Origin of the sequence: Methylosinus sp. LW3 (assembly GCF_000527115.1) — a bacterium.
In the GTDB taxonomy this organism is placed as follows: domain Bacteria; phylum Pseudomonadota; class Alphaproteobacteria; order Rhizobiales; family Beijerinckiaceae; genus Methylosinus.
Genome location: NZ_AZUO01000001.1, coordinates 1,404,578 through 1,427,925 on the forward strand (window position 1 = coordinate 1,404,578; position 23,348 = coordinate 1,427,925).

The following is a 23,348-nucleotide window of genomic DNA, read 5'->3' on the forward strand; positions in this document are numbered from 1 at the left end:
AGCCGCCAGCGTCGCGAAAGCCGTTCGTCGAAGGCGCTGTGCGCCAGACGCCGCGCTTATGGCGCGATCGAAAGCCGACGCCGCTTCGGATTTGCGCGTCTGCGGCTCTCGGAGCGATCCGCTTCCGCTGAATTCCGACGCGGCCTGCTCATAGACGTCCTCCTCCTGAGCATTATGGACTCGGACGAGCGTCTCGATCGCTTCGATGATCCGTTGCGCGTCCCGGATCAGATATTTGTCGGGCTCGTGCGAGCGTTGCCCCTCGGCGAGGCGCGCCAGCAGTCGCGCCTGATGGCGAATCTCTCGATGCGCTCGGCTCATGGCGCCGAGTCCTTGCCCGCTCGGAAGATAATGCGAGATGCGCGGATAAATTTCGCTCTCGTCGTCGCGCTCGTGCGCCAATATGACGTCCGCGACCAGACGATCGGCTTCGTCTATATATTCGCACGCGCGTCGCGGAGACGCCGCGTCCAACGCATCGGCGATCTGCCGCAAGCGATCGAGGCTCTGCTCGATCTTCTCGTGGTCTTCGCGCAACGCCCGTGTCGCTGTCTCCGGCAGAGGGCGCCGAAGGAAGGTCGATCCGCCGCCGAGCGCCCGCAGAGCGTTCAGGATGACGGCGATGTCGATCGCCTCTTGTATCAGCGCGCCGCCCACCGGGCCGATCCAACCGAAGGCCGCCGCTCCCATCGTCGCGAAGGACAGAGTCATTCCGGCGATGATGCTCTGCAGGGCGATGAGGCGGGTCCGGCGCGCGATCGCCACCGCCTCCGAGACGCGGTCCAGCCGATCGACGAGAATGACGACATCCGCCGCCTCGGAGGAGGCGCTCGCGCCGCGCGCGCCCATGGCGACGCCGACATTCGCTGCGGCGAGGGCAGGGGCGTCATTGATTCCGTCGCCGACCATCAGCGTCGGATGCAGGCGTCGCTCGATGGCGACGGCGTCGACCTTGTCGGAAGGGATTCTGTCGGCGAGCACCGCATCGAGATCGAGCGCCGCGCCGATCGTTTCGGCGGCGTCGGCGCGATCGCCTGTGACCATGACGATTCGACCGACGCCCGCATCGCGTAGCGCCTGGATCGCGCGCGGCGTCTCGCGCCGGAGCTCGTCGGCGAGAAGGAGGACTGCGATGAGGCGCCCGTTCGACGAGATGAAGACCGTGAGCGCGGAGCGCCAGGAGGCGCGGCGAGCGGCGCGTGCGGCCCAATCCTCGAGGCCTTCATCGCCCTGCACGAATTGCAGCGCGCCGACGCGCATGTCGCGCCCGTCGACCTTTCCCTCGATCCCGGTTCCGAATGTCTCGCGGACATCGGTGGGAATGTGCAGAGAGAGGCCTCTCTCCGACGCCGCGGCGACGATGGCGGCGGCGACGACATGATGGGACGCTTGCTCGAGCGATGCGGCGAGCCGCAGGGCTTCGTTCGCGTCTCGATCCGGACCCGTCTCTATCGCGACGAGCCGCGCGCCGCCGACCGTGAGCGTGCCGGTCTTGTCGAACATCACCGTATGCGTCCGAGCAAGCGCCTCGAGCGGTCCGCCGCCTTTGATCAGGATGCCGCGTCGCGCCGCCCGCGACGCGCCCGCGACGAATGCGGCCGGCGCCGCGAGAATCAACGGGCAGGGCGTGGCGGCGACCAGCACCGCCAATCCGCGAATAGGATCCTGCGAAAGCGCCCAGGCGGCTCCTGCGGCCAGCAGGGCCACGGGCAAGAACAGCAGCGCATAGCGATCCGCCATTCTGATGAATGGCGCTTTCGCCGTCTGCGCGGCGGTCGCGAGCTCGACGATTCCGGCGTAGGTGCTGTCGCCCGATGCGGCGGTCGCCTCCATCTCGAAGGTCTCGCCGGCGTTGACCGTTCCGCTCGAGGCGGCCTCTCCGATGCGTCTTGCGACAGGAAGCGGCTCGCCTGTCACCGCCGACTCGTCGAGCAGCGCATTTGCCCCGACGATCCGGCCATCCGTCGGCACGACCTCGCCGGCCCGAACCAGCAGAAGATCGCCGACCGCGACATCGTCGATCGGAATATCCTCGATCCTGTCGTCGATCCGTCGATGAGCGATGCGGGGCGCGCGATCGATCAGCGCTTTCAGGTCGCGTTCGGCGCGACCGACCGCCATATCTTCGATGACGCTGCCGCCGGCGTACATCACCGCGACGATCACCGCCGCCAAAGCTTCGCCGAGCGCCAGCGCCGCCGACATGGAGAGAAGCGCGATCACGTCGACGCCGGCGCGCCCAGCGAGCAGATCGCGCGCGATCGAGACAGCGAGGCTCGCGGCGACCGGAACCGTTCCCGCCGCCCACATCCATTTGGCTAGATCCTGGCGGCCGAAAAAAGCTGCGCAAAGCCCCGCCGCGAGAGCGGCGGAGGCGAGCAGAATAAGCGCTCGGCGCCAGATCCGTCCTTTCGCCGTCGGACTCATCGTCGCTCCGCTCTCGATACCCTCGGCGCGGGAGGGGAGGCGCAGACGTTCGGTCTTCGATCAATGATCGTGTCGGTGATGCGTGTCCGGCATATGAGGATGCGCGTGCAGCAGCGGCTCGTGCGCGTGCCAATGTGTGTGCGGCTGGCCGTTCTCATGATCGGAGTGGTCTCCGTGCCGATGATGCTCGTCGTGAACATGCGAATGCGAATGTTCGACGGCTTCGTGCGAATGCTCGTGCTCATGGCGTTCGGTCAGATGCAGCCAGACGCCCGCGGCCATCAGCGCCGCTCCGGCGACGAACTGCAGGGTCAAAGGCTCGCGCAGGACCACGACGGAGACGGTCGCGCCGAGGAAGGGCGCAGTGGAGAAATAAGCGCCGGTGCGCGCCGTGCCGAGATGGCGGAGGGCCAGCACGAACAGCGCCAGGCTGACGCCATAGCCGAGGAAGCCGACGACGCTCGCAGCGCCGATCAGCGGGATGGCTGGCATGAGAGCGCCGGCGAACAGTCCAATCCCGAGATTGACCGAGCCGGCGACGATTCCCTTGATCTCGACGATTTGCAGCGGATCGGAGAGCGAGACTCTGCGTGTGAGGTTATTGTCGATGGCCCAGGCGAAACAGGCCGCCGCAATCGCGAGAGGCCCGAGCGCGCCAGAAAGGCCCGGCGCTCCCGACCAGGCGAGGCAGAGGGATCCTGCGACGATAAAAGCCATGCCGAGGGCGATGCGACGATCGAATGGCTCGCGAAACACGAACCATGCGATGGCCGCGGTGAAGACGCCCTCGAGCGTGAGCAGCAATGAGGCCGTCGCGGCTTCCGCATGGGTGAGGCCGAACATCAGCAGCAAAGGGCCGGCGACGCCGCCGGCCAGTGTCGCTGCTCCCATCCACGGCCAATCCGATTTAGTAAGCGTCGCCTCTTCCGCGCGGATGACGAAGCCGAGCCGATAGGGGAGACGACGAAGCAGGGCGACTCCGACGCCGGCGCCGCAATAGAGCAGGCCGGCGAGGATGCGCTGATCTATATCCGCGAGGAGCAGCTTGGCGGCCGGCGTCGAGACCCCGAACAGAGCCGCCGAGAGCAGCGCATAGGAGATGGATTTCGCTTTCATGTTTGACGCATGCGTTCAGTGAGTTACCGCGAGCGCGACGATCCGCGCGAGAACGAGGCCTCCCGCGAGCAGTAGATAGCAGCGTAGCACGCTCATCCATATGCGACTCGACATCGAGAGCTTCGCCGGCGGCAGCGCGTGTAGCGGTGGCATGCGCCAGCTGTCGCGAGCGTGACGGCCGATCGGGCCCCCCGCCGTGCGCCGCCTCGTGCGGAGAGCGCCCGTCGCGACGGCGATGGCCGCAGTTGCAATCGCGCCGCCGCCGAGGATCGACAGAATGACCGTCTCGTTCGTCTGCTCCGGAAACAAGACGGAAGCGGTCAAAATGATCGATAACATCACTAGGACCGCGACGATCACGCCTGTGAATAGATTCATGCCCCAGCCATTGACCCAGGGGCCGAGAACCGCCTCGTCATTGCAGAGAAGCAGCAGAAACACGGTCGCGCTCGGCAGCAGGACGCCCGCGAGCGTCTGCACGGCGTTGGTCAGCAGGCCGAGCGGCGCGCCCGGCGTCAGCACGAGCCCCGCCGAAACGACGATGAGCGCGAAATAAACGCCGTAGAAGCCCTTGGCGTCGGACGGCTTGCGATGCAGCGAATGCTTCAGCGACAGCACGTCGCCGAGCGCATAGGCCGTGGACAGCGACACCGCCGCCGCGCCGATGACGCTCGCATCGATCAGCGCAAGAGCGAATAATATGCCCGGCAGGCGGCCGGCGTATCGGCCTAGGCCCTCCGCCACGGCGCCGGCGTCGGTGAAGTTTCCAGCTTCCGGGCGTCCGGCGAAGGCCGCCGCCGTGAAGGCCATCATCGCCGCCGCGCCGATGACGACGAGCGCTATGCCGAGCCAGAGGTCGATGCGCTCATAGCGAATGAAACGCGGCGTGATGCGCTTGTCGATCACATAGCTCTGCTGGAAGAAGAGCTGCCAGGGCGCGATGGTCGTGCCGACGATCGCTATGATGAGCAGCATGACATCGCTGAGTTTGCCATCCTTGGGCAGCTGCACGAGGAACATATCGCGTGCGACCTCCGCTATCGGCGGATGAATCATCACGAAGATCGGAATGAGAACGAGACTGCCTGCGCAGAGCGCCAGAGCGAAGCGCTCGAAGCGACGGAAGTCGCCCGTGCCGACAGCCGCCATGATGACGACGGCCGACAGCGCCACGCCGAGCTCCCGCGAGACGCCGAGATAGGAGAGCGCGAGAGATATTCCGATGAATTCGGTGACGATGGTCAGCGCGTTGAGCAGAAACAGATCGATGACGCTGAAGGCGCCCCAGAATTTGCCGAAACGCTCAACGATGAGCCGGGCGTGTCCGACGCCGGTGACGGCGCCGAGCCGCAACACCATCTCCTGATTGACGTAGAGCACGGGAACGAGCAGCAGCAGCGTCCACAGCAGGCTCGTGCCGTAGTTCTGGCCCGCCTGAGTGTAGGTCCCGAAGGCGCCCGCGTCATTGTCGCCCACCATGACGATGAGACCAGGACCGACAATCGCGAGAAGCGTCTGGAGGCGGCGCTTGAAGCCGATGCGCGGACCGTGATCGGCATGATGGATCGTGCCCAGCGCGCCACGAATATGGCCGATATGGGCCTCGTCGAGAACGGCGCTTTCGGTGGTTTCAGTCGGATTGAAATGCAGCGTCATGGCTCGCCTCTTCTCCGGCGGCAGGCGAGCCCTCGCGAGAGCTCACGCCCTCTGGAGCGCCCGCGCTCTCGCGCCCGGGCAAATTCGGATCGGGATGGATTTCGACGCGCCCGCCGGACGGAGCTCGCGCTCGCCGGCGGGCCTGGTTGGGCCGGGGTTCATTCGATCTCTCCGATCAGCCGGCGAGGCGCGAAGGGGGCGGCTCGCCATTGTCCTGCGTGAGGCGAGCGTCGGCCTCCGCCTCGTCGGTCCACACGCACAGAAGACGTCCCGAGGCGGCGTCGAGCGTCCAGACGCAAAGCGGCGCCCGCCGCGCGCGACGGCGAAACGCGACGATCTGCGCCTCGGCGCGGAACGAAGGCGCGCTCCGAGCGAACGGGCGCGCGAATGCGATTGCGGTGAGCTTGTTCATCGCTCATCTCCTTCTTGGCCGTTGTGATCCACGGCCCGGAGCATGAGCGGCAGGCAGGAGCCTCTAGGCCCTCGCGACGCCTCTCACGCGGTCCCCGAGACCGCGGATGGTTTCGATGTCGAGTGGCGTCGCGAGCGCAGACGAGGCTGCGGGCGCGGCGCCGAAGCGGCTACTGCCCATGTTTCTTTCTTGGGTTGTCGGAGTCGACGGCGGGGGCGAAGCCCAGCCATCCGACGGCGATATCGTTCCCGAAACTGTGGTTGTCAAGCACAAATCGCAGGATAGCGCGACCGCCATTACCAATCGGTGAAGCGAGTAGCCGAAGGAGCGCGCTCGGAGGATGTTCGAGGCTCGCGTCCGGTCGCGTCGACAAGCGCGGATCGATCGGCTAAGCCGAGACAGCGGGGCGTTCGCCGGACCGCGACATGTTTCGAACCGATGACGGAAGGTCGAATGAGGCGATCATACCTGAAAGCGAAGTTGCTCGATCTCATTTTTGCGAGCCCCGTGGTCGCATGGTTCTCCCTCGGAGTTTATGGCTCGTCTCAGATGATGGGCTCGTCCGAAGGACTTCTCGTGAATGTCTCTCTCGCGGCCAATATCGTGCTTCTCTGTCTCATAATGCTCGCGATTTTGCTGCGGCCTCCGTCTCTGCGGACCGCGAAAGGCGTTCTGCCGAAATTGGCTGGAGCCGCCGGCTTTCTCTTGCCGAGCTTTATCGTCGCTGTTCCGGCAGTCGATTTGTCGCCTTCGACGAAGGCGGTTTCCGTCGGCCTGGTCCTCCTCGGAACGCTCGTCTCCATCGCGGCTACAATTTGGCTCGGCCGCAGTTTCAGCATTCTTCCGCAAGCTCGCGCTCTGGTGACAGAAGGACCGTATAGGCTCGTGCGTCATCCGCTCTATGCTGGAGAATTATTGGCTCTGATCGGCATCATGTTTCGATATCAGCAGCCGTGGGCGCTGTGTTTGACGCTGCTTTCGATCGCTATTCAATTTCCGCGCATGAATTTCGAGGAGCGCGTGCTGGCAGAAGCATTCCCATCATACAAGGAATATGCGGGCCGCACCGCGAGGCTGATCCCCGGCGTTTACTGACCCTTCGCTCACGATTACGACGTGGGAAACAATCGCTGCCGCCATGCGGGTGGTTCCGACCGTCGCGTCACCCGCCCCGCTTTTCGGAGCTGCGATCAAAGACGCCCGCGCCGGACCGTCCGGTTTCCAACGCGCCTTTCCTTCTCGAGCCTTGCCGCAATAGCAGGCCCAATGCGACATTGTATGGGACGATGCTGGCGGCCGAACCAAGAGCGCCGGCTCTCGTTACCCGAATGCGCGAGCCAGACCGAAGGCCGCCGAGGCGGCAAGTCCCCCCACGGCCAGTGTCTGAATTGCAGCGCGCACTCGATCGACGCCGGTGAAATGCCCTTTCGCCGCGCCGAACGCCAGCAACGCCACACCTGTGGCGAGAACGGACCTTAGAAGCGCGGTTTCGACGCTGTCTGTCGTCATGTAGGGAATGAGTGGCGTGAGCCCGCCAACAACATAGGCGAGTCCAATGGTCAGCGCGCTCGCCAGCGCTCGTCGCGGATCAGGCTTCTCCAGCCCGACCTCGAAGCGCATCATGAAATCGATCCACCGTTCCTTGTCGGCTGATATGGCGGCGACAAGCGATTTCAGCGGATCGCCGGTCAGGCCGTATCCTTGGAGAAGCTGCTCGATCTCGTGAATTTCATGGTCGCGCATGAGGTCGATCTCTCGACCTTCCCGCGCCGCCTCCGAGAGATAGTGTTGTGCGTCGGTCCGTGCGGCCAGAAAGCCTCCGAGACCCATTGCGATGGCGCCCGCGGCAATTTCGGCAAGACCGGCTGTCACGATCACGTCGGTGTTTGCGACCGCGGCCGACAGGCCCGCGGCAAGAGCGAAGGGCACGGTCAAGCCGTCCGACATGCCGATCACGACATCGCGGACCATTTCCGTGGCGGTGAAGTGCTTTTCAACATGGGGCGTTATAGGCATCGATCGAGTTCCCGAGACAGCGCCAGCTTCGAGTAAGGGGCGATTATGATAGCAGATCAACGGCGATCGCATAGGATGCCTCGTCGAGAGACGAGGGCGCGATCTAGAGCCGCGGACTCTTGTCAGTCCGCCGAATTGCATTTACCGACCATTGAGTAGGAAGCGATCGGACCACTTGTCGCTGACTTCTCCGAAATGGGTTCCGGGGTCGTGTTCTTCGACGTTCAAAGCGAGGGAGCCCGCAGACAGTCGACCCGCGGCCGCGAGAACCGCATATGCAGCGACAACGCGATCCCTCTGGGCGACAATGAGTCCGATACGTGCGCTCAGCAATTCCCGCTGGGCGTTGCGAATATCGAGCGTGGCTCGCATGCCCGCCTTCGCCTCCTCCCGGACGCCGAATAGAGCGCGTTCCGCGGCTGCGATCTGTGCGCGAGCCGCGACGATCTGAGCTAATGCAGATTGTAGAGCGCCCCAATTCGAACGCATGGACGCCGTCAGCTCCGCGCGCGCCACATCCACGTCGAACCGTTTCTGCCCGGCGCTCTCCTTCGCTTGACGGACCCGAGCGGAGGTCGCACCGCCTGCGTAAATTGGAACCGACAGCCGACCGAGCACTTGCGCGCCGACGGCTTGGTTGCTCCGCCCATCGACATCGGACTGCGTGAAGACATTCGCGACCATCGAGATGCTCGGCAAGAATTCCGCTTCAGCGATCCTGATAGCGAGAGCGGCCACATCCGTATCATACGCGGCAGCGAGAACGAGCGGATGCTCGCTCTGCGCCGCACGCTCCGCCTCCGCGAGCGACTTCGGCAACAAGCGATCGGCGGATCTCGCTGGGGCGAGCTCTTTCGGCTCACTCCCGATCACTTGCCTATAGGTCGCGATACTGGTGTCGAGCGTTGTGCGAGAGATCGCCGCCTGTGAGCGACCAGCGGCCAACCGCGCCTCGGCTTGTGCGATATCGGTCACAGTGACTTGGCCGGCGGCCGCGCGCTCCTTCGTTTGGCGCAATTGCTCGTCGAGCACCGCCACATTGTTCCGATGGAGACCGAGAACAGCGGTATCTCGCAACACATTCGTATAGGCGATGACGCAGTCGAGCAGAACGCGTTGCTCCGTGAACCGCAGACGCTGGCGAGCGGCGAACACGCCTGCTTCCGCGGCGTGGGTCGCATTGGTCGCCCTGAACCCGTCGAAAAGCAGCTGCTCGACGCTCAGCGTCGCAGAACGGGGTAAAGAACGCCCGGCCTGAATGCTCTGGACGTAACTCGGATCCCAGACATTGCCGTTGTTCACGTCGATCGCACTCGAAACGGATCCCCGCTTTCCACCCAGTCTCCGATGTTCTTGCGCAATTCGGCGACCGTGCCGACCACCTTAGCGGCGATATGCCCGACTCGGTCGGTGTCAGCCGAAGCAAGCGCAGGGACGTTGATGCGTCTCGTCAGGACGCCGCCGTGCACTGGTTGAATGGCGAATTCCGCCGCCGCGAACTGCTCCTCCGTCAATTTGATGAGTCCGTCGACCGGGTCCGACGCCTTTTGGGCGTCGATCACGGGCGATTTCGGCGCAAGAAGGTAACGGAGAGGTTCCGAGATCTGCGGAAAGTGAGAGCCGACGAATGCGCTCGCGACACCGACAGAAACGAGGGCGATCTTGCCTGGGGCGTGGGGCTCGGCGCGTCGTCGCCCGTGGATGCGGGATGTTCATGCTCTGGCCCGCCGACCCGCGCAGAACAGCATGAACGCAGCGAGGCGACGTTTGAACAACAGCATGTAGCTCGCGTGTGCGATGACGAAGCCGAGCAGGAATTTCGCCGACGCTTCGTGGACCTCGGTGATCCAGGATTCGTTTTTGTTGCTTTCACGGCGGTCACGGTTCGCGATCGACGACGGCCCGACGTCGTGATTGCTTGACGTGCGCCGTTCCGAAGCTGAGGAAAAAGTGGTTTCTGCTCGGCGAGAGGGGGGAGACGAAGGCGGGCGATCCGCCAACACTCCGGTCACGACTGTCGAGACCAGCGCAAGAGCCACTCCCGAGAGGAGAAGCTTGCTCACCGCGGGGTGATCGAACCAGCGGACGTGGCCGAGTTCCGTGAACCCCGGAAAAAACCGAGAGATTCCGAGCTGGCGAGCCTCGACGACGCCCCAGATAATGCGGACGATCAGGATGAACGTCACGCCATAGCCGAGCCATTCGTGAATGGGGCCGAGTTCCCCGCTGACATAAGCCGATAGCGCTAGCCCTGCCAGGGCGGCATGATAAAGACGGATTTTTTCGGGAAGGGTCATTTCGGACTCCGTTCGAGGACGCCAATCGCAGGCCAAAGCCAGTTTCAACAGCTCTTGGGCTGCCGTGTTCGCGTCTCGCGTCGACCTTCGGGTCCGACGCCCAAAAGCCGTGGCGGCGCTGGGAGGAATTCCACCGTCGGCGCAGAGTGCGTTACGCGGTCTCGACTTGGCGCTGTGAAGGTGTGACGCATTGTCGTATTTTCTCACGGGGTCGAGGAGGGGCAGATCTGCGTCGACGGGGCGTGTTCTTACAGGACGAGACCTGTCGATCCGCTGTCGAGACCTGTCAGGGATTTGTCAGCTATCTCGCGCGATACAGGGTTCATGGGACGAGGAATCGGACATAGCTGTGCGGCCGCGCTGCTCCTGGGAACGGCCGTCGCCATGGGCGCTGGCGACGCCTTCGCTGTGGAGGAGCGCCTTCGGCGCGAAGATCACGACGTGGCTCGAGCAGCGCTCGAAAGGGGCGAAATTCTGCCGCTCGAGAAGATACTCGCCAGGGTGCGGGAGAGCGTTCGCGGTGACGTCGTCGGAGTCGAGCTGGAGCGAGACCGCGGCGCCTGGATATACGAAATCAAAATCATCGGCCCCGGCAGCGCTATGATCGAAGCGCGCGTCGATGCTCAAACGGGTAAAATCGTCAGGAGAGGCGACTGATGCGCGTCCTGCTCGCGGAGGACGACGAGCGCATCGCGCGAAACGTGAGCGCATCGCTGAACGAAGCGGGATATGTGGTCGATTGGGAAGCCGATGGCCAAGAAGCCTGGTTCAAACGCCGCGGTCATCCTCGATCTGGGCCTACCGAGCATGGACGGCCTCTCGATTCTCAAGAAATGGCGAGGCGGTGGACGCTCCATGCCGATTCTCATACTCACGTCTCGAGACAGCTGGCTCGAGCGCGTGGACGGGATCAATTCGGGAGCCGACGATTATTTGCCGAAGCCTTTCCGAATGGAAGAATTGCTGGCGCGACTGCGAGCCATCGTGCGTCGATCCACCGGCTTGTTTGCGCCCATCGTCACAGTAGGAGATCTGAATCTAGACACGCGTCAGATGCGGGTCAGCCTGAACGGGAAGCTGGTATCTCTCACGCCGCAGGAATACAGGCTGCTCAGCTATTTGATGCATCACTCCGGCCGAGTGGTGCCGAATGCGGAGTTGTTGGATCAGCTTTTTTCCCATGACAGCGACAAGACCGAGAACGCGGTCGAGGTCTTGGTCGGACGCGTGCACAAAAAAGTCGGTTCGGAGCGCATCGAGACGCGGCGTGGATTCGGCTACATTGTCGGCGGCGGCAAATGAGGGCGAAATCGCTTCGGCTGAGGTTGTCGATCACCGCATCCCTCTCTCTTTGCGTTGCTCTGGTTCTGGCGGGCGTCGCGCTGGTGGCATTGTTCGAACGATATGTGATACGTCGCGTCGGCGTCGAGCTCGACACTTACATTCGGCAATTGGCGGCGAATGTGTCATTGGGTCCCGATGGAGCTCTGCAACTCGGCAGACCGCTCGCGGATCCACGCTTCGACCAGCCGCTCAGTGGTCTCTATTGGCAAATCGTCGAGGATGGGGCCGGCGTCAAACTGCGGTCGCGGTCCCTATGGGACCACGTCATCGATCTGCCGAATGACGAGATCGAATCTGGAATCGCCCACCATCACGACCTCCCCAGGCCGAATGGCGAGACTCTATTTCTCGGGGAACGCCGCGTGAATTACGCGACGGAGGGAGGCAGTCGGCGCTTGCGGATCACCGCCGCCGTCGACCGGAATGAAATCCTCGAGGCGAGAACGGAGTTTGCTGGCGATGTCGCTGTTTCGCTCGCGGTGCTGGCGCTCATTCTGTTGGCGTCGTCATGGGGACAGATCGCGGTTGGCCTGAGGCCGTTAGAGGCGCTCCGGCGGAACGTCAACGCGGTTCGAGCAGGAGAGAAGAAATCGATTACAGTCGATGGCCCCGAAGAGATCATGCCTCTGGTGGCCGAAGTGAACTCCCTGCTAGAAGCGAAAGCGAAAGCGGTCGAAAGCGCCAAGGCGCGCGCCGCCAATCTGGCGCACGCCTTGAAGACGCCTCTCGCCATTCTCGCGACGGATGCGGAACGGCTCCGGAAGGATGGTCGAGATGAGATCGCCGACGAGCTCCATGAGCTTGCGTTCGGCATGCGGCGTCACATAAATCGAGAGCTGTCGCGGGCGCGGTTGCAGTCGCTCGCTGGGTCGCCTGTCCAATCGACGCCTCTTCGAAACGTGGTGGAAAGCTTGACGAGAGCGTTCATGCGAACGCCGCGTGGCGGCGCTCTGTCCTGGCGATTGGACATTCCTGCGGATGTGACGATCGGCATGGGCGTCGAAGAAGCCACGGAGCTGTTTGGCGCGCTCCTGGAAAATGCGGTCAAATGGGCGGCCACGGAAGTCCACGTATCGGCGGAACGCGAACGCGTGTTGTCGATCCTCGTCGAGGGACGACGGCCTAGGAATTCCCCCCGAAAAGCTCGTCGAGCTCGGACAACGTGGCGTTCGACTCGACCAAAAGACCGAGGGCGCCGGGCTCGGGCTCTCGATCTCGTCGGACATCGTCGACGCCTATGGCGGACAAATTCGCTTTGGGACGCGCAGCCCTCATGGGTTTCAGGCGATCATCACACTGCCGGCATGATGGCGCTCAGAAGCATTTGTTCGCCTTCAGCTCGTAGACCCAGGCGGCGCACTCGTTCTGGCGCCCGCCGTGCTGCCTCATGCAATTATTGTAATTCGTTTCGATCGCCAGACACAATGCGACTTTGGGATCGGCCTGCGGAACGAAGCGGCGCCTGTTTTGGTCTTCATCGTAATCACGCGGCCCTTCTTGGCTTCGGCGCCATTCTTCATACTCGCGCCGGCGGTGTCGCTCGCGCCATTCCTCGCGCATCTCGTCGAGGCGGGCGCAAGCTTCTTCGTCGCCATGCTCGCAATCCTCGTGAAGGCGATGCATATAGTCTCTTCGGCGGTCCTCCTCTTCCTCTTGGGCGCGTGCCAGAGTAGGGGCCATCGTTACGATCAACCCGACGACAATCGCTTGTGTCCATTTCATGGATCGGCCTTTTCCACCGTACTGAAGGGACCACGCGACCCTCCTTTGAAACCATATAGATGGTGTCCAATTGACGAGTTATTAACGATCTCATCGTCGGGCTTTTTACGTCTATCATTACAATTGCTGTCGATTTCCGTCGAGATTTGACCCAGGATTTCCATTGAGAAGTGACCCGGGTTGAAGATGGCTTGCGGGTCAGTCGGTCGTCATGTTTTGGTCTTCTACTTTGCTGGCTTGTCCGCCTTCGCCGAGCTGTTCTTAAACCGGAAGCTGTCGTTCCCGGTTTCGAGGATGTGGCAGCGGTGAGTGAGGCGATCGAGCAGAGTCGTCGTCACCTTGGCGTCGCGTCACCTTGGCGTCGCCGGAGACGGCGGCCCATTCGCCGAAGCTCAGATTCGTCGTGATGATGACGCTGGTCCGCTCGTAGAGCTTGCTCAGCAGATGGAACAGCAGCGCCCCCCTGGAGCCGCTGAACGGCAGGTAGCCGAGCGCGAAGCCGCCGCCGCAATCTGACACGATGATTTTTTGAGCGGGCGAAGGATTTGACCCCTCGACCCCAATCTTGACCAGGTTGCGTGCCGCGTTTGGCGTAGCCAGCGGAACAATCCAATGTCGCCGATCTTGTATTGGCCGTACATTGTGGCGAGGAGAAAAAGGTCATGACGGACGCCGCATCCAGACTTGGTGGGAGACGCACCCGAGCAGAGCGATTGGAGGCCCGTGTCACCGCCGAGCAAAAGAACCTGATCGAGCGAGCGGCGGCCCTGCAAGGACGGTGCGTCACCGATTTCGTGCTGACCAGCGTCCAGGACGCCGCCCGGAGAGCTATCGAGCACATGATCAGCTGTCGCTCTCGGTTCGTGACAGCGAAGCATTCGTCGATGCGCTGCTCAACCCGAAGCCGGTCAATGATCGTCTTCGCGATACGGTACGCCGCTATCGCGAGCGAACCGGCTTTTGACGCGTGCCTGCCGGAAAAGACGAGAAGCTCTACGTGGAGCCGCTGGCTTCTGGCCATGACAGATCGGGATTCGAGAGCGCCGTGGAGGTGCTCGACCGATATTTTCGGACACAGTCCGGTCAGGACGCGCGAAAGAACATGGCCGCGCCCTTCGTTCTGGCGCTGCCCGACGGGACGATCGCGGGCTACTACACGCTTTCGTCGACCTCCGTGCAACTCGCCGAGTTGCCGGAGCAGCCCCTGCGGAAGCTGCCGAAATATCCGCGCGTGCCGGCGACGCTCATGGGCCGGCTCGCGGTCGATCGGCGGCTACAAGGGAAGGGATACGGGCCGGTTTCTACTCGCCGACGCTCTCTACCGATCTGCCCGGAGCGAGATCGCCTCGTTCGCGCTGATCGTGGATGCGAAGGACGATAGCGCCCGCCGCTTCTACGAACGAGAGAGCTTTCTGCCGTTCCCCGAACAGCCCATGAAGCTGTTTCGGGCGATGGCGGACGTAAAGCGGCTTTTCGCATGAGCGGCGACGGGAGTGAACGGCAGTCGGCGGACGAAATCGCATGCCGATGGGCGCCCGAAATTCGCGCCAAGGAGAGGAGCGGCGTGTTCCAGTGCGGCCTGGCGAGCAGGAAGAAAAAGAGAACAATCCCTGCACACGGTGTGCATGCGGCGCATATTACCTATTTGAAAATACGGATATATTAGTCCAGTCCAGCATAGGCGCTACGGAGAATCTAATATCTTGATTTATAGGCGATATCATCCTGGTCTCTAGGCCGTGGCGGCTGTGCGCGCATTCTGCGACGCCTCGATACGACATTTTCGTCCTTTTTCGACAGCGTCGTCTCATTGGCGCTGCGCGCCGCGCGAGCTGATCCTTATGCGGCCCTTACGCCCGACGGGGCAAATCCGAATAGCCTCCTTACGCGCTCTGCAGGCATATCCCGAGCATTGTCGAAAGGGAGACTGACCATGCTCGACCTCGTCTATCTCGGCCTCGGCGCCTTTCTCTTCGCGCTGATGGGCCTTTATGCGCGCGCCTGCGGGCGGCTCTGAAACGGGAGCGAATGATGTTCGAACCGATCATCGGCCTGGGCGTCGCCGTGCTGCTCGGCGCCTATCTCCTCTACACGCTCCTTCATCCCGAGAAGTTCTGAGCCGAGCGTCTCGGGCTCCGCAAAGGAAACGATCATGAACGCCATTGGCTTGGCGCAAATCGCCGTCGTGCTGGCAACCGTCGTCTTCGCCGCCGTGCCGCTCAGCGCCTTCATCGCTCGCGTGCTCGCTGGCGAGCGCAATGTTCTGACGCCCGTTCTGCTGCCCGTGGAGCGTGTCTTCTACAAGCTTTCCGGCGTCGATCCGGCGCGTGAGCAGAGCTGGCTCGTCTATACGAGCGCCATGCTCGCCTTCAGCGTCGTCGGCTTCGCATCGCTCTATGCGTTGCAGCGCCTGCAGAATGTGTTGCCGCTCGATCCGCAGGGCTTCGACCCTGTCCCGGCCGATCTCGCCTTCAACACCTCGATCAGCTTCATCACCAACACCAATTGGCAGAACTACTCTGGTGAGACGACGATGAGCCATCTCGTGCAGATGCTCGGGCTCACCGTTCATAACTTCCTCTCCGCTGCGACTGGCCTCGCAATGGCCTTCGCGCTGGTGCGCGGCTTCGCGCGCGCGGAATCGCCGACGGTCGGCAATTTCTGGGTCGATCTGACCCGCGGGACGCTCTATGTGCTGCTGCCGCTGTCGATCGTCGTCGCGCTCGCGCTGGTCGCGCTCGGCGTTCCGCAGACGCTTTCAGGCTCGGTTGAAGCGACGACGCTCGAGGGCGCCAAGCAGGTGATCTCGATCGGCCCGGTCGCGAGCCAGGAAGCGATCAAGGAGCTCGGCACCAATGGCGGCGGCTTCTTCAACGCCAATTCGGCGCATCCATTCGAAAGCCCGAACGCGATTTCCAATCTCCTCGAAATATGGGCGCTGCTCGTCATTCCCTTCGCGCTCGCCTTCGCCTTCGGCCGCGCCGTGCTGGATTTTCGGCAAGGCCGCGCGATCGCCATCGCTATGCTCATCGTGCTCGTCTGCGGCGTGCTCATCGCCTATTGGGCGGAGGCCGCCGGCAATCCGCTGCTGACGTCGATCGGCGTCGATCCTTCGCCCGGCAATATGGAAGGCAAGGAGGTGCGCTTCGGCGTCGCCACCAGCGCGCTCTTCGCCGCAGCGACGACAGGCACCAGCACCGGCGCTGTCAATTCGATGCATGACTCCTTCATGCCGATCGGCGGCCTCGTGCCCTTGTTCAACATGCTGATGGGCTCGATCGCGCCGGGCGGCGTCGGCGCCGGCCTCTATGGCTTCCTCGTGCTCGCGGTCGTCGCGGTCTTCGTCGCCGGCCTCATGGTCGGCCGCACGCCGGAATATCTCGGCAAGAAGATCGAGGCGCGCGAGATGAAGCTCGCCATGCTCGCCGTGCTGATCTATCCGCTCTGCGTGCTCGGATTCTCCGCGGCTTCCGCGCTGCTGCCGGGCGCGCTCGCGAGCTTGAACAACGCCGGCCCGCACGGCCTGTCGGAGATCGTCTACGCCTTCGCCTCGACGACCGACAATAACGGCTCGGCCTTCGCGGGCCTTTCCGGCAACACGCCTTGGTACAACACGGCGCTCGGCATCGCGATGACGCTCGGACGTTTCGCCTATGTCATTCCCGTGCTGGCGATGGCCGGCTCCTTCGCCGCGAAGAAAAAGGCGCCGGCGTCGCGCGGCACATTCCCGACGCATGGGCCGTTGTTCATCGGCCTGCTGCTCGGCGTCATCGTCGTGCTCTATCTGCTGCAATATTTCCCGGCGCTCGCGCTCGGTCCCGTCGTCGAGCATCTGCTGCTCGCCGCCGGCAAGACCTTCTGATCCGGAGATCAACGCAAATGTCGTCCAAAGTCGCTGCTCCTGGCCTGCTCGATCGGGCCATCATCGGCCGCGCGGCGATCGACGCTCTCATCAAGCTCGATCCGCGCCGGCTGGCGCGCAATCCGGTGATCTTCGTCACCGAGGCGGTTTCGGCCGTCGTCACCCTCTTGTTCATTCGCGATCTAATCGCGAATGACGGAAGCGCGCTCTTCTCCGGCCAGATCGCCGCCTGGCTGTGGTTCACAGTCCTCTTCGCCAATTTCGCGGAGGCCGTGGCGGAAGGCCGCGGCAAGGCGCAGGCCGATGCGTTGCGACGCACGCGCACGGACACGAAAGCCAAGCGAACCAAAGGCGGATCGCGCGACTACGACATCGTCTCGGCGCTGGAGCTGAAGCTCGGCGACGTCGTGCTCGTCGAAGCCGGAGACCTCATCCCCGGCGACGGCGAGGTCGTCGAGGGCGTCGCTTCCGTCAACGAGTCGGCGATCACCGGCGAGTCGGCGCCGGTCATTCGCGAGGCGGGCGGCGATCGTTCCGCCGTCACCGGCGGCACCACTGTGTTGTCCGATTGGGTGCGGGTGAAGATCACCGCAGCGCCCGGCTCGACCTTCATCGATCGCATGATCGCGCTCGTCGAAGGCGCCGAACGGCAGAAGACGCCGAACGAGCTCGCGCTGTCGATCCTGCTGTCGGGCCTGACGATCATCTTCCTGATCGTCTGCACGACGCTGTGGCCGCTCGCCAATTATTCGGGAACCGTGCTGTCGCTCACCGTGCTCATCGCTCTGCTCGTCTGCCTCATACCGACGACGATCGGCGGCCTCTTGTCGGCGATCGGCATCGCCGGCATGGATCGCCTCATCCGCTTCAATGTCATCGCGACGTCCGGTCGCGCGGTGGAGGCGGCGGGCGACGTGGACACGCTGCTGCTCGACAAGACAGGCACGATCACATTCGGCAATCGCATGGCGGATGAGCTCATTCCTGTCGGCGGCGTCGGCGAGCATGAGCTCGCGGAGGCCGTGCTGCTCGCCTCCCTCGCCGATGAGACGCCGGAGGGACGCTCCATCGTCGCGCTCGTCAAGAGCCGCTATGGCCTCGCCGCTCCCGCTCCCGGCGCCGATGCGCGCGTCGTTCCTTTCTCGGCGCATTCCCGGATCTCTGGTCTCGATCTGCCGGGCCGCTCGCTGCGCAAGGGCGCCGTCGACGCAATTCTCGCGCAGACCCAATCGATCGTGGACCGTGCCGATATCGGCGGCGCAGGGGCGAGCGGCGCGATCGCCGAAATTCTCCAGCGCGCCGCCGTCTCGCCAATACGCGCGCCGGAGGATTTCACGCGCGCGGTGGAGCGCATCTCGCGCGCCGGCGGCACGCCGCTCGCCGTCAGCGAGAACGGACGCTTGCTCGGAGTCGTGCATCTGAAGGACATCATCAAGCCAGACATAAAGGCGCGCTTCGCCGAGCTGCGCGCCATGGGGATAAAGACGGTGATGGTGACGGGCGATAATCCGGTCACGGCGGCGGCCATCGCCTCGGAAGCGGGCGTCGATGATTTCATCGCGCAGGCGACGCCAGAGGACAAGCTGACCTATATTCGCAAGGAGCAGCAGGGCGGCCGCCTCATCGCAATGTGCGGCGACGGCACCAATGACGCGCCGGCGCTCGCGCAGGCCGATGTCGGCGTCGCCATGCAGACCGGCACGCAAGCGGCGCGCGAGGCTGGCAATATGGTCGATCTCGACAGCGATCCGACCAAGCTTATCGAGATCGTCGCCATCGGCAAGCAGCTGCTGATGACGCGCGGCTCGCTGACGACCTTCTCCATCGCCAATGACGTCGCCAAATATTTCGCCATCATCCCAGCGCTGTTCGTCGTGACCTATCCAGAGCTCGGCGCGCTCAATGTGATGAAGCTCGTCTCGCCGCAATCGGCGATCCTCTCCGCGGTGATCTTCAATGCGCTGATCATCATCGCGCTGATACCGCTGGCGCTGAAAGGCGTCGCCTATCGGCCGATCGGCGCCGCCGCCTTGTTGCGGCGGAATCTGCTGATCTACGGTCTCGGCGGCGTCATTATTCCCTTCGTCGGCATCAAGCTGATCGACATGATCGTGTCGATCCTGCATCTCGCGTGAAGGAGCTTCTCATGCTCACCCAAATTCGTCCTGCGATCGTGATGATCGTTCTCTTCACCCTTCTGACCGGCCTCGCCTATCCTCTGGCGATCACCGGAATCGCGCAGCTCGCTTTCCACGACGCGGCCAATGGCAGCCTCATCGAGCGCAAGGGCGTCATCGTCGGCTCGCGTCTGATCGGTCAAAGATTCGTCGCCGATAATTACTTCCACGGCCGTCCTTCGGCGACGAGCGCGCCAGATCCGAATGACGCGAGCAAGACGATCGACGCGCCTTACAATGCGGCGAATTCCGGCGGCTCCAATCTCGGCCCGACCTCGCAAAAGCTCGTAGAACGCGTGAACGCGGCGATCGAGGCGGAGTTCGCCGCCGGGCGCATCGATGTGGTCGCGGCGGATGCGGTGACGACATCGGCCTCCGGTCTCGATCCGCACATCTCGCCGCAATATGCGCTGGCGCAGGCGGCCGCAGTCGCCGCGGCGCGCAAGCTGCCCGAGAGCCGCGTGCGCGCCTTGGTCGAAAGTCGGATCGAGCAGCGCGCCGCCGGCTTTATCGGCGAACCGCGCGTCAATGTGCTGGAGCTCAATCTGGCCTTGGACGAGTTGCATTGACGGCGTCGGCGACCTCGGTCGTCGGGTTCCCGTCTATCCGAGGCGCGGCGGCTCGTCGCGCCTCGCGCATTTTTCGCATTGGCTTCGTCAAAGTCGGCGGTTCATCATGCGACGGCGGAAAGTCGCGAGCGCACAGACGTGAGCGGCCGATAGCGCGCCGGCCTCAGCGTCTGCGAGACTTCGTCGGAACGCGCTTTTTAGACGGCGTCTTCGCCACCGGCGCCTTTTTCGGCGCCGTTCGGCGAGGAGCTTTCGCTGGACCCTCCTTTTTCGGCTCCGGCGCGGCGCTCGGCTCGTCGGCGAGGCAGGCCGCGAGAACCCGTGCGATCAAGGGCCGCGTCTTGGCGCTATTGGCGTCCTGCAGCGCTTGCGCTCCCAAGACTTCGCGAAAGATCGCCATTCCGACGAGGCAGGCGTTGAACAAGGTTGCGCGCTCGATCGTCGATGCTCCCTCGAGAGCGGCGGCGACCGGGCCGATGAACTCGGTCAAGCTGCGGGCGCGCAATACCTCCCGCGCTTGTGGATTGGTCAGCGAGCGCACGACGATCTGAAGCGTTTCGTTCTGGCTCGCGCTGAAAAACCCGTCCGTGAAATCCTCGCTGAGGCGGCCGGCGTCGAGCGTCGATTGCGACTCGGCCTCCTTGGAGGTCGAGAGGACGGCCGAGAAGAGCTGCTCCTTCGAGCCGAAGGCGCGGTGGACCAGCGCGACATCCACTCCGACCTCGGCGGCGATTTCACGGAGCTTCACATCCTCGTAGGAGGCTATCGAGAAACGCGCGCGCGCCGCCTCGAGTATGCGCCGCCGTGTGATCTCTCCGCCGCGCTTTTCCTGAAGCTCAGCCAGCGTCGCCATATCGATCCGCCTCCCGTTTCCGCGCAGATTATTCGTCTTCTGACGATGGTCAAATGGGGCTGGAAGGCGCGAGTGTCAACATTGTTGTGTCAACAGCGTTGACATTCTGCCGGTCTCGCGTATTTTCTTCCTCGGCTGCTCGGAGGGAGTCGGAGCGCAGGGGATCGGAAACATGATCGTGAAATATTCGACAGCTTTGACGCGGGCGCTTTTCGTCCTGGCCGCGAGCGCAGGCGCCGCGCCGGCGGCCGATCTTCCTTATATGAAGCCGTCTTTTGCGTTCGAGGCGCCGCCGCCCGCCTTCACCTGGACGGGCCTCTACGGCGGCCTCAACGCCGGCGGCGCGGTCGGCGAGGGAGTCGGCGCCGGCGCCTATGCCGACAAATCGCCGAGCGGCGTCGTCGGCGGCGGCCAGCTCGGCTTCAATTATCAGCTGTCGCCTCGCTTCGTCATCGGCGCCGAGAACGACTTTCAGGCGTCGAGCCTGAAGGCGCGAGACGACAGCCCCTATCATCGGGATGCGACGCTGCCGTGGTTCGGAACGGCGCGCGGCCGCGTCGGCTTCGCGCTCACGGAGCCGCGCTTGCTGATCTACGGCACGGGCGGCATGGCCTTCGGCGAGCCGAAGATCGCCGGTGACGGCAAGCTGCGCATCGGCTGGACGGCGGGCGGCGGCGTGGAATGGGCTTTCGCGCGGAAATGGTCTGCGAAGCTCGAATATCTCTACACGGATCTCTACCGGGATCTGCGGAAGGATGTCGCCGATCGTCACGCACGATTCCACACCATTCGCGTCGGCGTGAACTATCACTTCGATTTGTTCTCGCAGCCGTGACGACATGCAGGCGGGGACGAGCTCGTGACGCGACGCATCCTTCTTCTCGATTCCGATCGGCCCGACGAAGCGCTCGAGGTCGACATCCTCGCCCGCGATGAGGTTGTGCTCGCTGTCGCCGTGCCGAACACGATCGTGAGCTTCGATCTGATACGCGGAGATGATCGCGCGCCCTATCGCGGACGGCTCGGCGGCCGCAGCTTCTCGTTCGCCGCCGCCACGCCGGACGGGTCGAAGTCGGAAAGCGCCTCGGCGCGGCCGAAGACGTCGACTCCGGCGCGTTCCCGCGAGCCTCGAAATTCGAGCCCGAACGATCACGCGGCGACGCAATCGAGCGGCGTTGGACGCAAAGGAGTATTATTGTATGGCGGCACTGGATAAAATGCTGCGACCGACAGTCGCGCTGCTCTGCCTCGGAACGAGCGCTTGCTCGAGCGTGGATCCCATCGCCTATTCCGGGCTTCCATCCTCGGCGCATTTGCAGCCCAATCGGCAGGACGACGCCAAGCGCATTCCGTTTCGCTATGCGGCTACGACCGATTGGCGCGCCTATAACAGGCTCGTCATCGATCCCGTCGCGATCTATCGCGGCTCCGATCATCAGTTCGGCGATATGGCGGAAGCCGACAAGGCGTCGCTCGCCGAGCATATGCAGAGCGAGTTCGCCGAGAAGCTGAGGAGCCGCTTCACCATAGCGGACCGGCCGGGCGCGAATACGCTGCGGCTGAAATTGACATTGACCAGCGCCGTCACGAGCACGCCCGTGCTCAGCACGATCTCGCGCTTCGATCTCGCGGGCGGTCTCTACAATGGCGTGCAGACCGTGCGTGGCGGCGAAGGGCTGCTGACCGGCTCGGTGTTCTATGCGGTAGAGATACGCGATGCCTCCGACAATCGATTGCTCACGGCTTTCGTCGCCAAGCAATATCCCAGCCCGCTGAATATTCCGGCGAGCGTCGGCGCGCTATCGGCGGCGCGGACGGGGATAGAGAAGGGCGCGGAAGATCTTCGGGAGCAGCTGTCGCGGGCGGCGAAATCGTGACTCCGCGCCAATGTCGATCGGCGCGCAGTTCGTCGTCGGCGCGCAGCGCGATTTTTCTTTCGATGTCACGGGCGGGGGCTTTCGACACATGCGCATGAGGAGACGAGCATGGATGCGATCACCATTCGACGCGGCTTCGATATTCTCGATCTGACGCCGCGCATAGGCTCTTCGATCGAGATGGATGTCGCGGCGCTGACGCGCGGCGAATATGCGGCGGAGATCCGCGACATTCTGGAACGACGCGGCGTGATCGTGTTTCCGCGACTTCACCTCGATGACGCGCAGCAGCTCGCTCTCTCCCGCACGCTCGGCGAGATCGTTCTCCTGCGCGGCGACGGGCTTCTGCCGATCACACTCGATAAGAAGGTCGACGCATTCGCGGCCGAATATTTGAAAGGTTCGTTCTTTTGGCATTTCGACGGCGCGAGCGACGACGTTCCGGCGCGTGCGGCGATATTGAATGCGAAGCGTTTGTCATCCGTCGGCGGTCAGACCGAATTCAGCAATTGCTATGCCGCCTGGGACGAGCTGCCGGTCTCGGTCAAAACCTCGATATTAGGGCTTCGTGTCGTCCATAGCGTCGAAGCGGCCCAGTGTCTCGTGAACCAAACGCCCACGGATGACGAGCTGCGCCGATGGCGAAGTCACGAGCCGAAGACGCATCCGCTGGTGTGGACGCATAAATCAGGACGCAAGTCGCTCGTGCTCGGATGCACGGCGTCGCATATCGAAGGCCTGGCGCCGGATGTAGGCGGCGCGCTTCTCGCCGAGCTCACACAATGGGCGATATCGCCGAGATTCGTCTATCGGCACGAATGGAGCGTCGGCGATCTTCTCATCTGGGACAATGCCGGAACCATGCATCGCGTCACGCCCTATGACGCTGAGAGCGGTCGGCTGATGACGCGCACGACCATCGCCGGCGAGGAGCCTCTGGCCTGACGACAAGGCCGACTCTGGCGAGCGGCGATCGGGCCGTTCGTTAGGCTCATTCCTTCATTGGAAGCGAGTTCTTAT

General features: G+C 63.5%; 20 protein-coding genes and 5 pseudogenes. 13 read left to right on the forward strand and 12 right to left on the reverse strand.

Annotated features, from left to right (window positions below):
* Positions 1–135: 135 nt before the first annotated feature.
* The 4 genes and pseudogenes from METLW3_RS25265 to METLW3_RS0107050 all read right to left on the reverse strand — a co-directional run.
* Positions 136–2,427, reverse strand: a pseudogene (locus METLW3_RS25265) (heavy metal translocating P-type ATPase); the annotation flags it as partial.
* A 60-nt stretch (positions 2,428–2,487) separates the two neighbouring features.
* On the reverse strand, positions 2,488–3,543 hold the full coding sequence (locus tag METLW3_RS0107040; RefSeq protein ID WP_024879260.1) for a DMT family transporter: 1,056 nt from the start codon (positions 3,541–3,543) through the stop codon (positions 2,488–2,490).
* 15 nt (positions 3,544–3,558) lie between these two features.
* On the reverse strand, positions 3,559–5,199 hold the full coding sequence (locus METLW3_RS0107045) for an NRAMP family divalent metal transporter (protein WP_024879261.1): 1,641 nt from the start codon (positions 5,197–5,199) through the stop codon (positions 3,559–3,561).
* Positions 5,200–5,374: 175 nt separating this feature from the next.
* The gene (locus METLW3_RS0107050) at positions 5,375–5,611 is read right to left on the reverse strand and encodes a hypothetical protein (protein ID WP_024879262.1); all 237 of its coding nucleotides are present in this window, start codon (positions 5,609–5,611) and stop codon (positions 5,375–5,377) included.
* A gap of 453 nt (positions 5,612–6,064) precedes the next feature.
* Here METLW3_RS0107050 and METLW3_RS25270 point away from each other — a divergent pair, with 453 nt between their 5' ends.
* Positions 6,065–6,706: an isoprenylcysteine carboxylmethyltransferase family protein gene (locus METLW3_RS25270; protein ID WP_024879264.1), complete on the forward strand. Its 642-nt coding sequence runs from the start codon at positions 6,065–6,067 to the stop codon at positions 6,704–6,706.
* 225 nt (positions 6,707–6,931) lie between these two features.
* On the opposite strand, the gene METLW3_RS0107065 is transcribed toward METLW3_RS25270, so the two are convergent.
* From METLW3_RS0107065 to METLW3_RS0107080, 4 genes are all read right to left on the reverse strand, one after another.
* Positions 6,932–7,627 carry a VIT1/CCC1 transporter family protein gene (locus tag METLW3_RS0107065; RefSeq protein WP_024879265.1) on the reverse strand — a complete coding sequence of 232 codons (696 nt, stop codon included), beginning with the start codon at positions 7,625–7,627 and terminating at the stop codon, positions 6,932–6,934.
* 141 nt (positions 7,628–7,768) lie between these two features.
* Positions 7,769–8,929, reverse strand: a complete 1,161-nt coding sequence (locus tag METLW3_RS0107070; protein WP_024879266.1) for a TolC family outer membrane protein — start codon at positions 8,927–8,929, stop codon at positions 7,769–7,771.
* Positions 8,926–9,189: a hypothetical protein gene (locus METLW3_RS0107075; protein ID WP_024879267.1), complete on the reverse strand. Its 264-nt coding sequence runs from the start codon at positions 9,187–9,189 to the stop codon at positions 8,926–8,928. Before METLW3_RS0107075 ends, METLW3_RS0107070 begins: the two co-directional genes overlap by 4 nt.
* A 150-nt stretch (positions 9,190–9,339) precedes the next feature.
* Complete coding sequence (locus METLW3_RS0107080; protein WP_024879268.1) at positions 9,340–9,924, reverse strand: cytochrome b/b6 domain-containing protein; 585 nt, start codon at positions 9,922–9,924, stop codon at positions 9,340–9,342.
* Between the two features lie 384 nt (positions 9,925–10,308).
* On the opposite strand from METLW3_RS0107080, the gene METLW3_RS27450 reads away from it, so the two are divergent.
* On the forward strand, positions 10,309–10,581 hold the full coding sequence (locus METLW3_RS27450; protein ID WP_245267240.1) for a PepSY domain-containing protein: 273 nt from the start codon (positions 10,309–10,311) through the stop codon (positions 10,579–10,581).
* A pseudogene (locus tag METLW3_RS25275) lies at positions 10,581–11,226 on the forward strand (response regulator transcription factor). The gene METLW3_RS27450 and the pseudogene METLW3_RS25275 overlap by 1 nt, the downstream one beginning before the upstream one ends.
* Before the next feature lie 692 nt (positions 11,227–11,918).
* On the opposite strand, the gene METLW3_RS29050 reads toward METLW3_RS25275, so the two are convergent.
* The 3 genes and pseudogenes from METLW3_RS29050 to METLW3_RS25280 form a co-directional block, all read right to left on the reverse strand.
* Complete coding sequence (locus METLW3_RS29050; protein ID WP_245267241.1) at positions 11,919–12,494, reverse strand: hypothetical protein; 576 nt, start codon at positions 12,492–12,494, stop codon at positions 11,919–11,921.
* Positions 12,495–12,582: 88 nt separating this feature from the next.
* Positions 12,583–12,990, reverse strand: a complete 408-nt coding sequence (locus METLW3_RS0107105; RefSeq protein WP_134188039.1) for a hypothetical protein — start codon at positions 12,988–12,990, stop codon at positions 12,583–12,585.
* 224 nt (positions 12,991–13,214) lie between these two features.
* Positions 13,215–13,482: pseudogene (locus METLW3_RS25280) on the reverse strand (ATP-binding protein); the annotation flags it as partial.
* 170 nt (positions 13,483–13,652) lie between these two features.
* On the opposite strand from METLW3_RS25280, the pseudogene METLW3_RS27460 reads away from it, so the two are divergent.
* The 6 genes and pseudogenes from METLW3_RS27460 (at position 13,653) to kdpC (ending at position 19,598) form a co-directional block, all read left to right on the forward strand.
* Positions 13,653–13,954 (forward strand): annotated as a pseudogene (locus METLW3_RS27460) (DUF1778 domain-containing protein).
* Positions 13,955–13,957: 3 nt separating this feature from the next.
* A pseudogene (locus METLW3_RS25285) lies at positions 13,958–14,471 on the forward strand (GNAT family N-acetyltransferase).
* A 547-nt stretch (positions 14,472–15,018) separates the two neighbouring features.
* Entirely contained in the window at positions 15,019–15,108 is a 90-nt protein-coding gene (kdpF, locus tag METLW3_RS27465) for a K(+)-transporting ATPase subunit F (protein WP_064031928.1), read from the forward strand.
* A gap of 34 nt (positions 15,109–15,142) precedes the next feature.
* Complete coding sequence (kdpA, locus tag METLW3_RS0107130; protein WP_024879272.1) at positions 15,143–16,852, forward strand: potassium-transporting ATPase subunit KdpA; 1,710 nt, start codon at positions 15,143–15,145, stop codon at positions 16,850–16,852.
* A 17-nt stretch (positions 16,853–16,869) separates the two neighbouring features.
* Positions 16,870–18,987: a potassium-transporting ATPase subunit KdpB gene (kdpB, locus tag METLW3_RS0107135; RefSeq protein ID WP_024879273.1), complete on the forward strand. Its 2,118-nt coding sequence runs from the start codon at positions 16,870–16,872 to the stop codon at positions 18,985–18,987.
* Positions 18,988–18,998: 11 nt separating this feature from the next.
* A complete protein-coding gene (gene kdpC / locus METLW3_RS0107140) occupies positions 18,999–19,598 on the forward strand; it encodes a potassium-transporting ATPase subunit KdpC (protein ID WP_024879274.1) in 600 nt (199 codons plus the stop codon).
* 163 nt (positions 19,599–19,761) lie between these two features.
* On the opposite strand, the gene METLW3_RS25290 is transcribed toward kdpC, so the two are convergent.
* Positions 19,762–20,451, reverse strand: coding sequence for a TetR/AcrR family transcriptional regulator (locus METLW3_RS25290; protein WP_024879275.1), 690 nt, complete (start codon positions 20,449–20,451; stop codon positions 19,762–19,764).
* A 172-nt stretch (positions 20,452–20,623) separates the two neighbouring features.
* Here METLW3_RS25290 and METLW3_RS0107150 point away from each other — a divergent pair, with 172 nt between their 5' ends.
* From METLW3_RS0107150 to METLW3_RS0107165, 4 genes are all read left to right on the forward strand, one after another.
* Positions 20,624–21,286 carry an outer membrane protein gene (locus METLW3_RS0107150; protein WP_024879276.1) on the forward strand — a complete coding sequence of 221 codons (663 nt, stop codon included), beginning with the start codon at positions 20,624–20,626 and terminating at the stop codon, positions 21,284–21,286.
* Positions 21,287–21,310: 24 nt separating this feature from the next.
* Positions 21,311–21,667 carry a hypothetical protein gene (locus tag METLW3_RS28740; RefSeq protein WP_024879277.1) on the forward strand — a complete coding sequence of 119 codons (357 nt, stop codon included), beginning with the start codon at positions 21,311–21,313 and terminating at the stop codon, positions 21,665–21,667.
* Entirely contained in the window at positions 21,651–22,328 is a 678-nt protein-coding gene (locus METLW3_RS0107160) for a DUF3313 domain-containing protein (RefSeq protein WP_024879278.1), read from the forward strand. The genes METLW3_RS28740 and METLW3_RS0107160 overlap by 17 nt, the downstream gene beginning before the upstream one ends.
* Positions 22,329–22,436: 108 nt before the next feature.
* Complete coding sequence (locus tag METLW3_RS0107165) at positions 22,437–23,273, forward strand: TauD/TfdA family dioxygenase (protein WP_024879279.1); 837 nt, start codon at positions 22,437–22,439, stop codon at positions 23,271–23,273.
* Positions 23,274–23,348 lie beyond the last annotated feature (75 nt).